This window comes from Streptomyces tricolor (assembly GCF_002155905.1).
GTDB lineage: Bacteria > Actinomycetota > Actinomycetes > Streptomycetales > Streptomycetaceae > Streptomyces > Streptomyces tricolor.
In genome coordinates this window covers 1-13,309 of the sequence record NZ_MUMF01000161.1, presented here as the reverse complement: position 1 = coordinate 13,309, position 13,309 = coordinate 1, and the positions used below count along the sequence as shown (strand labels likewise).

The window sequence follows — 13,309 nt, the reverse complement described above, 5'->3', positions numbered from 1 at the left end:
ACGCGGTGGGGGGCCTCGTCACGCGGGGCGGCGGGCCTCGTCGACCAGCAGGACCGGGATGCCGTCGCGGACCGGGTAGGCGAGGCCGCAGTCCTGACCCGTGCAGATCAGCTCGGCGTCCTGCTCCTTCAGGGGGGCGTGGCAGGCCGGGCAGGCGAGGATCTCCAGGAGGCCGGCTTCGAGCGCCATGGGGTGTCCCTTCGGAGGGCGGTGTTGTCTTCTGTGGATATGCCTGGTCAGCGTACCGCCGATGGGCAGGCCGCTCAGCCCCTGATGATCGCCAGTGCCTCGTCGCGGATCTTCGCCATCGTGGCCTCGTCCTTCGCCTCGGCGTTCAGGCGGAGGAGCGGCTCGGTGTTGGAGGGGCGGACGTTGAACCACCAGTCGGCGGCGGCGACCGTGAGGCCGTCGAGGTCGTCGAGGGTGACGTCGGCGCGGCCCTCGTACGCGGTGCGGATCGCGGCGAGGCGGGCGGCCTGGTCGGCGACGGTGGAGTTGATCTCGCCGGAGCCGGTGTAGCGGTCGTACTGGGCGACCAGGCCGGACAGCGGGCCCTGCTGGCCGCCGAGGGCGGCGAGGACGTGCAGGGCGGCCAGCATGCCCGTGTCGGCGTTCCAGAAGTCCTTGAAGTAGTAGTGGGCGGAGTGCTCGCCGCCGAAGATGGCGCCGGTGCGGGCCATCTCGGCCTTGATGAAGGAGTGGCCGACCCGGGTGCGGACCGGGGTGCCGCCGTTCTCCCGGACGACCTCCGGGACCGTGCGGGACGTGATGAGGTTGTGGATGACCGTGCCCTTGCCGCCGTTGCGGGCGAGTTCGCGGGCGGCGACCAGGGCGGTGACCGCGGACGGGGAGACCGGGTCGCCGTTCTCGTCCACGACGAAGCAGCGGTCGGCGTCGCCGTCGAAGGCGATGCCGAGGTCGGCGCCCTCCGCCGGGACCCGCTTCTGCAGGTCCACGAGGTTGGCCGGGTCGAGCGGGTTGGCCTCGTGGTTCGGGAAGGTGCCGTCCAGTTCGAAGTACATCGGGACGAGGGTCAGGGGCAGGCCGGCGAAGACCGAGGGGACCGTGTGGCCGCCCATGCCGTTGCCGGCGTCGACCACGACCTTCAGGGGGCGGATGGAGGTGAGGTCGACGAGGGAACGGAGGTGCGCCGCGTAGTCCTCCAACGTCTCGCGGCCCGCGAGGGTTCCCGGCCGGTCCACGGGCTGCGGGGCGCCCTCGGCGAGCCAGCGCTCGACCAGCTCGCGGATCTGCGCGAGGCCCGTGTCCTGGCCGACGGGGGCGGCGCCCGCGCGGCACAGCTTGATGCCGTTGTACTGGGCCGGGTTGTGGGAGGCCGTGAACATCGCGCCCGGGAGGTCGAGCGCGCCGGAGGCGTAGTACAGCTGGTCCGTGGAGCACAGGCCGATCTCGGTGACGTCCACGCCGCGGTCGGCGGCGCCGCGCGCGAAGGCGCGGGAGAGGCCGGGGGACGAGGGCCGCATGTCGTGGCCGACGACGATGGCCGCCGCTCCGGTCACCTCCGCGAAGGCGGCGCCGAAGAGTCCGGCCAGTGCCTCGTCCCACTGGTCCGGGACCACTCCGCGTACGTCGTACGCCTTCACGATCTGCGACAGATCAGCAGTCACGGCCAACCCTCCTGAAGTCCTATGGGTGCCCACAAACTACCCGTCCGGGGTAAGGCGGCGGTGTGCGGACACCCGGTGGACGCCCGGTGGGCCCGCAGCGGTAACGCACGGGCAAGGCGAATCGTCACGCCTGGCAGGGGTGGCGGGGGTGGCGCTCAGTTGTCGGGCGAGCGCAGGACCCTCAGGTGGCCGCGGCGGGCGACCTCCATGGGATCCGCGGCGCGGACACCGCCGCCGCCCGCCTCAGCCGCGCGCTCCTGGGGGCGGGCCGCCTCGCGCACGGCGTTGGCGAGCGCTTCCAGGTCGTCGCCGCTGGGGCGCGCGGGCGCGGAGCCGTCGAGGAGGCGTACGACCTCCCAGCCGCGCGGGGCGGTGAGGCGCTCCGAGTGCTCGGCGCACAGGTCGTAGCAGTGGGGTTCGGCGTAGGTGGCGAGCGGGCCGAGGACCGCGGTCGAGTCGGCGTAGACGTACGTCAGCGTCGCGACGGCGGGTCGGCCGCAGGCGGTGCGCGAACAGCGACGTACAGGGCTCACGACGTTGGACGGTACCGCACTCTTGAGCGGGCCGCGACGACTCTCCACCAGGTCACTCCACCGTGTCGTGCTGTGAAACGCCCCACATACCCCTCTGCACAGGGGCTGTTGACCTGCGCGGACGAGGCTCCGGCGAGAGGCGGACGGGATCGCGCCCGGTCATGAGTCGGTACAAACAACGTCAATTGGCTTGAGTTCGGTGGTCTTGTAGAGATCCGGAAACGAGCCAGAGCTTGGCTGGAATGGTCATCCTGCGACAGGGGGGTTCAGGGCCGGTTGCCGCGTGGAACCGGACGTGCGGAGGGTGCGGGGACTACGCTTCACCAGTGATGGACAACCGTGTACCGCCCCGTGCCGCCGGCCCCGGGCCCCGTCGCCGTGATCGCCACGGTCGTGGCATGCGGGGGCCGATCGCGCCGCCGCAGGTGCCGCTGGCGGCGAGCCGCGCCGAGGTGTTCGCGGACCTGGTGCAGGACTCCGTGGAGCGTCTCGAGCGGCGGTGGCCGCAGCTGGCCGAGATCGATTTCCTGGTGCTGGAGGTGCCCCGGTTGGAGGGGCGCGCGGATCAGGTGGCGTGGGGGGACGACGCGGTGCCGCTCGGCGGGACCATCCCCGCGCGGGACGGGCGGCGGGCTCGCGTGGTCGTGTACCGGCGGCCCGTGGAGATCCGGACCAAGGGGCGGGACGAGCGGGCCGCGCTGGTGCACGAGGTCGTGGTGGAACAGGTGGCTGAGCTGCTCGGGCTGACGCCGGAGACGGTGGATCCCCGGTACGGGGAGGACTAGGCGGGGCCTTGGCCTTCTGGGTGCCCCGAGCTGCGGCCGGACAGGGGCGGATTCGCTTGCCCGCGCCGGCAGGCTCCCCCCTCCCCCCAAGCTCTCGGCTTCGCTCTTGCTTGGGGGAGGCACGACTGCCCGCGGCACGGGTGGGGCGTTACTTCTGGAGTATCGACAGGTCCTGTTCCGTCTGTGGCACCGAGACCGTCCCGTGGTCGTCCGGGAGGGTCTGGACGGTGAAGGCGGGGACGGTGCCCTCGGTGGCGGCGAGGGTGCGGGAGGCGTAGACGGGGGCGCCGGAGACGGGTTCGACGGTGAGGGCGTACGTGCCCTTCAGGCCCGCCGGGGAGGGGGCGTCGATGTTCTGGGTGGTGCCGGACTTGAGGGTGTAGGTCTTGGTCACCGGGCTTCCGCCCTCGCTGCCGGCCGACGCCGTGACCTTGACCGTGGCCGTGCCGCTGGGGGCCGTCAGCGCGAGTGTCGTGCCCTTCACGCTGTTGTCGGCCGCGGTCGCGCGCGTGCCGACGGCGGCCGTGGCCGGGATGAACGCCATCTCCTTCTTGTCGCCCTTGCCGCGGATGACCTGGAGGGCCGCGACGACCGGGACCGTCTGGTCGGTGGGGGCCAGGACCAGGGAGCCGGCCTCGCCCCGGGTGACGTCGCCGAGGTCGACCGTCGTCGTCATACCGGCCTTGACGTGCAGGGTCTCGTTCCCGGCCGGGGTGATCAGGCCGGCGGGCGAGGCCAGGCGGATCTTCAGGTCGGCATCGTCGTCGCCGGGCGCGAAGGCGGTCAGGCGGACGTCGGTGGCGTCCTTCGGGATGCCCGGCAGGACCAGACCGCCGGCCGGGTCGGCGGCCGCGGCCAGCCAGTCGCCGCCCGCCTTGTCGTCCAGGGCCTGTACGGCCGCACCGACCCGCCCGCTGCGCACGCTGACGTGCACGGTCAGGTCCTCCAGCCGCTCGTCGGTGAGCGTCGAGAGCAGGATCGGCTCGCTCGCGTGTGGCTTGACGGTGAGGTTCTCGCCCAGCGGGGACTTGATCGCCCCGTCCTTGCCGTACAGCTCGATGTCGACCACGGCGGCGGAGTCGTCGGGGTTGGTCAGATGGACGTAGTCGGTGCGGCCGGCGGCCGTGCTCCCGCCCGGGAACCAGAACTCGGTGTCCGCGCCGGTGCAGTTGACGCCCAGCAGGCCGCGGCCGGTGCCGGCGGCGACCTCGGTGGTCTCCTGGACGGTCCAGCCGGGCGCGAACCCGCCGTCCGCGGTACCGATCAGCGCGGGCGTCTCGGCGCCGGAGGTCTCGCCGGCGGCCGGCGTGCCCGGTGCCTTCGGGGTGAGCACCGGCGCGTCGGTCTGCCGCGTGGAGCCCTTGCCGCCCTTGCTCTTCCCGCTGCCGCCGGGTTCGTCCCCGGACTGCGCGGCAGCCGCGCGGAGTTGGGCCTTGCCGCCGCTCGCGGCGCCCTTGGTGGCGGGCGTGAACGACGTGTACGCCGTGTCGGCGATGTCCGACATGCTCGGCGCGGGGCACAGCAGGCCGGTGCGCTCGACGGGCCGTTGGGCGGCTGCCTCGGGCGCGGCGGCGCCGGAGGCGGACGGCGAGTCGAACGCGGCGAACGCGGTGACGGCGGCCAGCGCGGTCGTACCGGCGATCAGGGACAGGGTGGTGCGGTTCACTGCTGGCTCCCGTCGGGGCGCTGGCTGCCGGTGCCGTGGGGGTGCTGGGCCGGGTCGTAGCCCTGCCGGGCGGGGTCGTACGCCGGGTCGTAGCCCTGCTGCGGGTAGGCCGCCGGGTCGTACGGCATCTGGTCGGCGGTGCCGTTGTAGGCGTACGGGTCGTACGGGGCCGTCTGGTAGGGGTCGGGCTGCTGGTACGGCTGCTGGTCGTAGCCGGTCGCGGTCTGGTACGGGTCCGTGTCGTAGCCGGCGTATCCGGTCGGCGCGTACGTCGCGTCGTACCCCTCGTACGACGGCTGGTGCGGTACGGCGGCCGGGGGCTGCTCGGGCGGCGGCGGTGTGCCGAGCCGGTCCTCGGCGGGCGGCTCCTCGGCCTGGGCGCGCAGGCGGCGGGCGCGGCGGCCCTCGCCGGCGGTGGCCTGGGCGGGCAGGGGCTGCTCCTCGGGCAGGTCGTCGTCGACGTCGCGGCGGCGGCCGGGCAGGGCGAGGACGACCAGGACGACGGCGAGCGCGCCCTGGGCCCAGAGCCAGGCGGTGCGGGCGATCGGGGCGTCGTAGGTGACGTCCAGCCTGCCGCCGGTGTCGGGCAGCCGGAAGCCCTGGGCCCAGCCGTCGACCGTGGTCGGGGTGAGCGGCTTGCCGTCGAGGGTGGCCGTCCAGCCGTCGTCGGCGGCGTCGGCGAGGCGCAGGACGCGGCTGCCGGAGCCGGCGGGGACGGTGGTGTGGATCTCCACCGGTCCCGCGGGGACCGGCTGGGCCGTGCCCGAGCCGGAGGCGGGCACGACGGCCGCGCGGGCGACGTCCTGCTCGACGCGCCACAGGGCGCTGCCGTTCTGCCGGCTGAGCCGGGCCAGGCCGGGGGTGGCGTCGAGGATGCGGGTGAGGTCGCGGGGCGCGCCCTTGTGGACGAGGACGTAGCGCACGGCGAAGCCGCCGAGTTCGTCGGCCTGGTCGGCGCCGGAGCCGGCGACCAGATCGGCGACGGCCTTGTCCAGGCGGGGGTTCTCGCCGTCGGCGGCGGCGACCTCGGCGTCGCCCATGCGGGCGCCGGAGCCGCGGACCAGGCTGTAGCGCACGCGCGCGGTGGAGTCGCTGTCGAGGACCAGGGTGCGGGCCTGGTCGCCGCCGGTGGAGTCCTCGGCGACGAACGCGGGGACCTGGGCGGGGTCGCGGCGCTCCAGGGGGCCGTCGGCGCCGCCGATCATCCAGCCGGCGGCGACGAGCAGCGGGCCGGCGGCGGAGGCGAAGGCGATCAGGGCGGCGACGGGCTGGCGCCAGCCGAAGCTCTGCTCGGCGACGCGCGCGCGTGCGCCGTCGGCACCGAGGGCGGCGGCGGCCAGCAGGGCGATGCCGTAGACGAGGGTGGCCGGTCCGGCCCAGGCGGACCTGTTGGACAGGACCGCGAAGACCAGGCCGACCAGGGCGACGGCCCAGGCGGTGCGGATGCCGAGCTGCCGCTCGGAGCGCAGCAGGGCGGCGAGCGCGGCCAGCACGATGCCGATGAGCATCAGGCCGTCCACCGTGCCGGGGCCGCCGGGAGAGGCGCCGAGCAGGTCGAGCGCGGAGGCGGCCGAGGGGCCGTACTCCAGGCCGGCCTCCTGGAAGAAGCCGGTGGGCAGGAGGGTCAGCGACCAGGGCGCGAGGACCAGCAGCGGGGTGCCGAGCTGGGCGAGGAAGCGCAGGCCGTGGGCGACGAGGTCGCCGCGGCGCAGCACGAGTACGCCGAGGCCGAGCAGCAGCGCGATGGGCCAGACGATCGGGGTGAAGGCGGTGGTGACGGTCAGCAGCAGCGCGTACGCCCAGGTGGCGCGCCAGCTGCCGCGCGTGCCGGTGCGGCCCGCCAGGCCGCTCGCGGCGACGCCCGCGCGCGCGATGAGCGGCAGCAGCACGGCGAGGACGGCGGTGCCGACGCGGCCGCCGGCCAGCGCGCCCGTGGTGGCGGGCAGGAAGGCGTAGACGATCGCCGCCCAGGCGCGCAGCAGCCGGGAGGTGACCAACGGCCGGGAGGCGAAGTAGGCGGTGAAGCCGGCGAGCGGCACCGAGCAGACCAGCAGGACGGTGACGGCGAGTCCGGTGGAGCCGAACAGGATCGAGGCGAGGGTCGCGACGATCGCCAGGTAGGGCGGCGCGGAGGGGGTGCCGCCGGTGCCCACCGGGTGCCAGGCGTCCAGGTAGCGGGACCACAGGTCGCCGGCGCCGGCCGGAACGGGCAGCAGGGCGCCGCCGGCCAGCGCGCCGCCGGTGAGCAGGGCGCGGCAGGCGACGAAGGAGATGAGCAGCAGCGCGAGGAAGAGCACCGGGCCGGGTCTGCGGGCGATCCGCTTGAGCCGGGCGAACTGCTCGACCTCCAGGAACTCGGCGTCGTCGCCGCCGGGCCCGGACTCCACGGCGCCGCCGTGCCGGCCGGCCGAGGAGGTGTCGGTGTCGGTGCCGCTGGTGAAGTTGCCCGCGATCTGTTCCACGGTGGCCCGGATCGTGGCGCCGGGCGGCGGGAACAGCTGGCGCAGTTCGCCCTTGTCGATCCGGGCGGGGCCGCGGCGGCGCCGGGCGGCGATGATCCGCTCGGGCCGCAGCAGGGTGCTCAGCAGGCCACGGATCTCGTCGACGGCCTGCCCGGGGACCTTGCCGACGAGGTAGGCGAGGGTGCGCAGGACGGTGCCGAGGACGAGCCGCAGCAGCACCCAGGGCAGCGCCGCGGTACGGGTGTTGACGAGCAGGGTGTAGACGGCGCCGGCCTTGTCGACCTTGTGCGGGGAGGCGGCGGTGCGGCCGGCGCAGTCGACCGTGCGGCGCTCGCGGGAGGCGGCCTCGGCGTGCCGGACGACCGCGTCGGGGGCGACCAGGACGCGGTGGCCCGCGGTGTGGGCGCGCCAGCACAGGTCGACGTCGTCGCGCATGAGGGGGAGCCGGCGGTCGAAGCCGCCGAGCTGTTCGAAGACGTCGCGGCGGATGAGCATGCCGGCGGTGGAGACGGACAGCACGCTGCGGACGTGGTCGTGCTGGCCCTGGTCCTGTTCGCGGCGGTCCAGGCCGGTCCAGCGGCGGCCGGAGTTGGCGATGGAGACGCCGACCTCCAGCAGCTGCCGGCGGTCGTACCAGCCGCGCAGTTTGGGGCCGACGACCGCGACGTCGTCGCGGCCCAGTTCGAGTTCGTTGTCGACGACCCGCAGCAGCTGGGCGAGGGCGTCGGGTTCGGGGGCGCAGTCGTCGTGCAGCAGCCACAGCCACTGGACGGGTTCGCCGTGCGGCAGTTCGGGAAGGTCGTAGGCGTCGTCGCGCCAGGTGCGCGTGACGGGGTCCCAGCCGCTGGGGCGCTTGAGGTACGGCAGGTCCTCGGGGGTGAGGACGGGCGCGGTGCGGCTCGCCTCCTCCACGGCCTGGCCGAAGCCGGTACGGCGGGCCAGGTGGAGCACGTTGGCGTCGCCGAGGGCGTCGGTGAGCAGCTGGGCGGAGTCGTCCGCGCTGCCGGTGTCGGCGGCCATCGCGTACTGGACGGGGCGCTCCTGGCCGAGCAGCCCGGCGAGCGCGTCGGGCAGCCAGCGGGCGCCGTCGTGGGAGACGAGGACCGCGGTCACCACATGACGCGGGAACTCAGGAGTGGCGGCGCCGGTTTCGGCCGCCGTATGGCTGTGCACGGACATCGAGGTACGGGCCCCGGTTCGATGGACTGCGGTGGACGCCCGCGCCTCCTCGTGCGTCGCGTGTGCGTCGAGGGGACGGCGGGGCGTCTCGGACGAGCGACCACACTATCGGCTGGCCATGACGACGGCCCGCCGCCTGTGGATAACCCACTGGCGACGGGCCGTTCGCACCGTTTGCGGTCGTACGTGCGGTCAGACGGCGGCCTTCTTCAGGCGGCGGCGTTCGCGCTCGGACAGGCCGCCCCAGATGCCGAAGCGCTCGTCGTTGGCGAGGGCGTACTCGAGGCACTCGGAGCGGACCTCGCAGGCGAGGCAGACCTTCTTCGCCTCTCTGGTGGAGCCGCCCTTTTCGGGGAAGAAGGACTCGGGGTCGGTCTGGGCGCACAGCGCGCGCTCCTGCCAGCCGAGTTCCTCGTCCGCGTCGTCGACCAGCAGTTGCTGCACCAGCTCGGTCATGTGCGCCCCTCGTCTGTCTTTCGCGTCCCCGTGCGTAGCCGTTACCGATCTCGGCTGAACGACACGAGTGAAATTACAAGTGTGCTGCTCCGGGCGAGTCAAGCCGAGATCTGCTATTGGGCCCGTTATTCACTCTGCGGAACCAAGGCCGTGCGGAAAGTGTTCAAATCGGCATAAACCTTGACACGCAGCCGGACCCACGGGGGCGGCCGAACCCCGTACAGATCTCTGTACGGAGAAAGACGCCTCCGTGTTCGATCCCGTTCCGCGAGGCTCTAGCGCTCGGATGTGCCCCATGTGTCCCGGACCCCGGGAGAGCAAACCTTTCGCCTCACAGATGAACCGGATGAGGTGAAACATGTCCCACATACCGGGCGTCGAGTTGACAGTGCGGGTGTGAACCGATGTCCTAGTGGGCATGCTCGCGAACTTGGCACTCACCTCGACCCGCACCGCCGGGTCCCTCGGTGCCGCCCGCGCGCGCTGTAGCTGTTGTTGCTGTTCCAGCTGTTGAGCCGAGCCCGCTCCGGCTGTTCCCGAGTCCATCCCGGCTCGGCCGCGTCCCGCACTGCGTGATCCCTCATCCAGGGCACCCCGCCCGCCCGCGACCCGGGCGGACCGTACGCGTCACCCCAGCTCCAGCCCCCCCACTCTTCGCCGAGGACCACCACACCCCGATGAACAGCGACAACGACCTCCAGATCGCCGGCGACATCCTCGAAGTCCCGCACCTGCTCCAGCCGCCGCGCGAGCACCCGGCCACCGTCGCCGAGTTCGTGGGGCTCGCCCGCTCGATCGCCGCCGACCGCGCCCAGTGGGCGCACCTCGTCCGCTACGACGCCACCACCCGCTGGTACCACCGGCTGCGCACCGGACCCGGCTACGAGGTGTGGCTGCTGTCCTGGGTCCCCGGTCAGGGCAGCGGGCCGCACGACCACGGGCGCTCGTCCGGCGTCCTCACCGTCCTGGAGGGCACCCTCACCGAACGCACCGAGCGCGGCACGCGCGCGCTGGCGGCGGGCGCCCAGCGGGTGTTCGCGCCGGGGTACGTCCACGAGGTGGTGAACGACGCGCTGGAGCCGGCGGTCAGCCTGCACGTGTACCACCCCGGCCTGACCGAGATGCCCATGCACGCCTCCCCGCACTGCGAGGCGCGTCCGGTGGCCGTCTGACGCCTTGTCGGACCCGCCTGCAAGACTGGGGTTCATGCGCATTGTGGTTCTGGCAGGCGGCATCGGCGGTGCCCGTTTCCTGCGCGGTCTGAAGCGGGCCGTGCCGGACGCGGCCATCACGGTCATCGGCAACACCGGCGACGACATCCACCTCTTCGGGCTGAAGGTCTGCCCGGACCTCGACACGGTGATGTACACGCTGGGCGGCGGCATCAACGAGGAGCAGGGCTGGGGACGGACCGACGAGACCTTCCACCTCAAGGAGGAGCTGGCGGCCTACGGCGTCGGCCCGGACTGGTTCGGGCTGGGCGACCGGGACTTCGCCACGCACATCGTGCGGACGCAGATGCTGAGCGCCGGCTATCCGCTCAGCGCGGTCACCGAGGCGCTGTGCGACCGCTGGAAGCCGGGCGTGCGGCTGATCCCGATGACCGACGACCGCGTCGAGACGCACGTGGCCGTCGAGCTGGACGGTGAGCGCAAGGCGATCCACTTCCAGGAGTACTGGGTGCGGCTGCGCGCCTCCGTCCCGGCCGAGGCGGTCGTCCCGGTCGGCGCCGAGCAGGCCAAGCCGGCCCCGGGCGTGCTGGAGGCCATCGCCGAGGCGGACGTCATCCTCTTCCCGCCGTCCAACCCGGTGGTGTCCATCGGCACCATCCTCGCCGTGCCCGGCATCCGCGAGGCCATCGCCGACGCGGGCGTGCCCGTGATCGGCCTCTCCCCGATCGTCGGGGACGCGCCCGTGCGCGGCATGGCCGACAAGGTGCTCGCCGCCGTCGGCGTGGAGTCCACGGCCGCCGCGGTCGCCGAGCACTACGGCTCCGGGCTGCTGGACGGCTGGCTGGTCGACACCGTCGACGCGGGCGTCGTCGAGCGGGTCGAGGCGGACGGGATCCGCTGCCGGGCCGTGCCGCTGATGATGACCGACGTGGACGCGACCGCGCAGATGGCGCGCGAGGCGCTGGCGCTGGCCGAGGAGGTGCGGGCGGCGTGAGCGAAGCGGCGTCCGCCGAGGCGGCCGAGCGGCCCGCGTACCGGGTCTGGGCCCTGTCCGGCATCCCCGAGGTGCGGCAGGGCGACGACATCGCCAAGCTGATCGCCGCGGCCGAGCCGGGCCTGGCCGACGGAGACGTGCTGATCGTCACCTCCAAGATCGTCTCCAAGGCCGAGGGACGGGTCGTACAGGCGGAGGACCGGGAGGCGGCGATCGACGCCGAGACGGTCCGGGTCGTGGCCCGGCGCGGCACGCTGCGCATCGTGGAGAACCGGCAGGGTCTGGTCATGGCCGCCGCCGGAGTCGACGCCTCCAACACGCCCGCCGGGACGGTGCTGCTGCTGCCCGAGGACCCGGACGCGTCCGCGCGCGCGATCCGGGCCGGGCTGCGCGACACCCTCGGCGTCGACGTCGGGGTCGTGGTCACCGACACGTTCGGGCGACCCTGGCGCTCGGGGCTCACGGACGTGGCGATCGGCGCCGCCGGGGTGCGCGTGCTGGACGATCTGCGCGGGGGCACGGACGCGTACGGCAATCCGCTCAGCGCGACCGTCGTCGCCACCGCGGACGAGCTGGCCGCCGCCGGCGACCTGGTCAAGGGCAAGGCGGCCGGGCGGCCGGTGGCCGTGGTGCGCGGACTCCCCCACGTCGTGGATCCCGGTGCCGACGGCGAGGGCGCGCGGGCGCTGGTGCGCAACGCGCAGGACGACATGTTCCGGCTCGGCACCTCCGAGGCGGTGCGGGAGGCCGTGACCCAGCGCCGTACCGTGCGGGCGTTCACCGACGACCCCGTGGACCCCGGCGCGGTCCGCCGCGCGGTGGCCGCCGCGGTCACCGCGCCCGCCCCGCACCACACCACGCCCTGGCGGTTCGTGCTGCTGGAGTCGGAGGAGTCGCGGGTACGGCTGCTCGACGCGATGCGGGAGGCCTGGATCGCCGACCTGCGCCGGGACGGCAGGAGCGAGGAGTCCGTCGCGAAGCGGATCCGGCGCGGTGACGTGCTGCGCAACGCGCCGTACCTGATCGTGCCGTGCCTCGTCATGGACGGCTCGCACACCTACGGGGACGCCCGGCGGGACGGCGCCGAGCGGGAGATGTTCGTGGTCTCCATGGGCGCGGGCGTGCAGAACCTGCTGGTCGCGCTGGCCGGGGAGCGGCTGGGCTCGGCGTGGGTGTCGTCCACGATGTTCTGCCGGGACGTGGTGCGCGAGGTGCTGGAGCTGCCGGCGGACTGGGATCCGATGGGCGCGGTGGCGGTCGGCCGTCCGGCGGAGCCGCCGAGACCGCGGCCGGAGCGGGACGCGGGGGCGTTCGTGACGGTGCGGTGAGGTCCGTGCGGGCCGCCGGCCTCGCCGTCGCGTTCGAACGCCTAGTCTCGTAGGACGGCACCGGACTCCGAGGACTCATTCGTGGCAGGACGTTTTCCCCAGCGGCCGACGCGTACGACCGTGCGCGGCGGGCAGGTCGCCGTGCCCGCGGGGGCCGCTGCCGGGATACCGCGGCAGGCCGCGGCGCCCGCGCGGGTACGGCGGTGGGTGCCGGACGGGCCGCTGGACCTCGGGCTGACCCTCGGGCCGCTGCGGCGCGGGCCCGCCGACCCCACGTTCCGGGCCACGGCGGACGGGTCCGTGTGGCGGGCCTGCCGTACGCCCGCCGGGCCGGGGACGCTGCGGGTGCGGGCGTACGGCGGTGAGGTGCTCGGCGAGGCGTGGGGGCCGGGGGCCGAGTGGCTGCTGGAGCGGTTGCCGGAACTGCTCGGTGCCGCCGACGATCCCGACGCGTTCGTGCCGCGGCACCGGGTGGTGGCGCTGGCGCGGCACCGGCGGCCGGGGCTCCGGCTGACCCGGACCGGTCTGGTGCTGGAGTCGCTGATTCCGTCCGTGCTGGAGCAGAAGGTCACCACCGACGAGGCGTACCGGGCGTGGCGGCTGCTGGTACGGCGGTTCGGGGAGCCGGCGCCGGGGCCCGCGGGGGTGGGCGAACGGCCGATGTGGGTGATGCCGGCGCCGCGGACCTGGGCGCTGATTCCGTCCTGGGAGTGGCATCGGGCCGGCGTGGACGACAAGCGGGCGTCGACGATTCTGCGGGCCGTGCGGGTCGCTGCGCGGCTGGAGCAGGCCGTGGGGATGCCGGCGGCGCAGGCGCGGGCGCGGTTGGAGGTGGTGCCGGGGGTGGGGCCGTGGACGTCGGCGGAAGTGGTGCAGCGTAGTCATGGGGCGGCCGATGCGGTGACGGTCGGGGACCTGCATCTGCCGGGGATCGTGGGGTGGGCGCTGGCGGGGGACCGGGATGCCGACGACGCGGAGATGCTGCGGCTGCTGGAGCCGTATGCCGGGCAGCGGCATCGGGCGGCTCGGTTGATCCTGCTGAACGGGCACGTACCGGCTCGGCGTACGCCGAGGATGCGCAAGGTGAACATCGGCCTGCTGTGAGC

11 protein-coding genes are annotated in these 13,309 nt (G+C 74.0%); 5 read left to right on the top strand and 6 right to left on the bottom strand.

The genetic code is table 11. From position 1 onward, the window contains the following. Positions 1-18: 18 nt before the first annotated feature. From CCN44_RS12745 to CCN44_RS12735, 3 genes are all read right to left on the bottom strand, one after another. Complete coding sequence (locus tag CCN44_RS12745) at positions 19-189, bottom strand: Trm112 family protein (RefSeq protein ID WP_079081059.1); 171 nt, start codon at positions 187-189, stop codon at positions 19-21. Between the two features lie 74 nt (positions 190-263). Continuing rightward, complete coding sequence (locus tag CCN44_RS12740) at positions 264-1,628, bottom strand: phosphomannomutase/phosphoglucomutase (protein WP_086697699.1); 1,365 nt, start codon at positions 1,626-1,628, stop codon at positions 264-266. 155 nt (positions 1,629-1,783) lie between these two features. After that, positions 1,784-2,209 carry a DUF3499 domain-containing protein gene (locus tag CCN44_RS12735; RefSeq protein WP_079081058.1) on the bottom strand — a complete coding sequence of 142 codons (426 nt, stop codon included), beginning with the start codon at positions 2,207-2,209 and terminating at the stop codon, positions 1,784-1,786. A gap of 281 nt (positions 2,210-2,490) precedes the next feature. Between CCN44_RS12735 and CCN44_RS12730 the strand changes: the two genes are divergently transcribed. Next, positions 2,491-2,946: a metallopeptidase family protein gene (locus tag CCN44_RS12730; protein WP_086697698.1), complete on the top strand. Its 456-nt coding sequence runs from the start codon at positions 2,491-2,493 to the stop codon at positions 2,944-2,946. A gap of 148 nt (positions 2,947-3,094) precedes the next feature. Here the strand turns inward: CCN44_RS12730 and CCN44_RS12725 are convergent, their stop codons facing one another. The 3 genes from CCN44_RS12725 to CCN44_RS12715 all read right to left on the bottom strand — a co-directional run bounded on the left by CCN44_RS12725 (position 3,095) and on the right by CCN44_RS12715 (position 8,709). After that, positions 3,095-4,612: a DUF5719 family protein gene (locus CCN44_RS12725; protein ID WP_086697697.1), complete on the bottom strand. Its 1,518-nt coding sequence runs from the start codon at positions 4,610-4,612 to the stop codon at positions 3,095-3,097. Next, entirely contained in the window at positions 4,609-8,253 is a 3,645-nt protein-coding gene (locus CCN44_RS12720; RefSeq protein ID WP_086697696.1) for a glycosyltransferase, read from the bottom strand. The genes CCN44_RS12725 and CCN44_RS12720 overlap by 4 nt, the downstream gene beginning before the upstream one ends. A 192-nt stretch (positions 8,254-8,445) precedes the next feature. Next, positions 8,446-8,709, bottom strand: a complete 264-nt coding sequence (locus tag CCN44_RS12715; RefSeq protein ID WP_003975777.1) for a WhiB family transcriptional regulator — start codon at positions 8,707-8,709, stop codon at positions 8,446-8,448. A 677-nt stretch (positions 8,710-9,386) separates the two neighbouring features. Between CCN44_RS12715 and CCN44_RS12705 the strand changes: the two genes are divergently transcribed. From CCN44_RS12705 to CCN44_RS12690, 4 genes are all read left to right on the top strand, one after another. Further along, complete coding sequence (locus CCN44_RS12705) at positions 9,387-9,881, top strand: cysteine dioxygenase (protein WP_059251142.1); 495 nt, start codon at positions 9,387-9,389, stop codon at positions 9,879-9,881. 34 nt (positions 9,882-9,915) lie between these two features. Then, the gene (gene cofD, locus CCN44_RS12700; RefSeq protein WP_059251141.1) at positions 9,916-10,875 is read left to right on the top strand and encodes a 2-phospho-L-lactate transferase; all 960 of its coding nucleotides are present in this window, start codon (positions 9,916-9,918) and stop codon (positions 10,873-10,875) included. Next, entirely contained in the window at positions 10,872-12,203 is a 1,332-nt protein-coding gene (locus CCN44_RS12695) for a coenzyme F420-0:L-glutamate ligase (RefSeq protein WP_059251140.1), read from the top strand. The genes cofD and CCN44_RS12695 overlap by 4 nt, the downstream gene beginning before the upstream one ends. An 81-nt stretch (positions 12,204-12,284) precedes the next feature. Continuing rightward, positions 12,285-13,307: a DNA-3-methyladenine glycosylase family protein gene (locus tag CCN44_RS12690; RefSeq protein ID WP_208639762.1), complete on the top strand. Its 1,023-nt coding sequence runs from the start codon at positions 12,285-12,287 to the stop codon at positions 13,305-13,307. Positions 13,308-13,309 lie beyond the last annotated feature (2 nt).